Annotated in this window: 1 protein-coding gene; it reads left to right on the top strand. The window is 58.6% G+C overall.

Features of this window, described 5'->3' with window-relative positions; genetic code table 11:
• On the top strand, positions 1-331 hold a 331-nt coding region (locus SB764_RS39005; RefSeq protein ID WP_410866611.1), incomplete at both ends, for an SDR family NAD(P)-dependent oxidoreductase.

The raw sequence follows: 331 nt of genomic DNA, 5'->3' as shown, positions 1-331 counted from the left end.
CCGGGATTGTGACCCACAAGTTGAACGTTCTCGACGAAGCCGCGGTCAATGCTTTGGTCTCAGAGATCGGCCAGATCGACGTGCTCTTCAATTGCGCCGGCTTCGTCCATGCCGGTTCGATCCTTGAGATGAAGGACAGTGATCTGGAGTTTGCCCTCGATCTCAACGTCAAGGCGATGATCCGCACCATCCGCGCCGTGCTGCCCGGCATGCTCGAGCGCAAGGACGGCTCGATCATCAACATGGCTTCCGTTGCATCCAGCATCAAGGGCGTGCCGAATCGCTTCGCTTACGGCGTCACCAAGGCCGCCGTCATCGGTCTGACCAAATC

The sequence above is a fragment of the Paraburkholderia sp. SIMBA_027 genome (genome assembly GCF_046535315.1).
Classification (GTDB): Bacteria; Pseudomonadota; Gammaproteobacteria; order Burkholderiales; family Burkholderiaceae; genus Paraburkholderia; species Paraburkholderia tropica.
The sequence above is the reverse complement of the archived record's forward strand: the minus strand, read 5'-3'. Positions and strand labels throughout refer to the sequence as shown.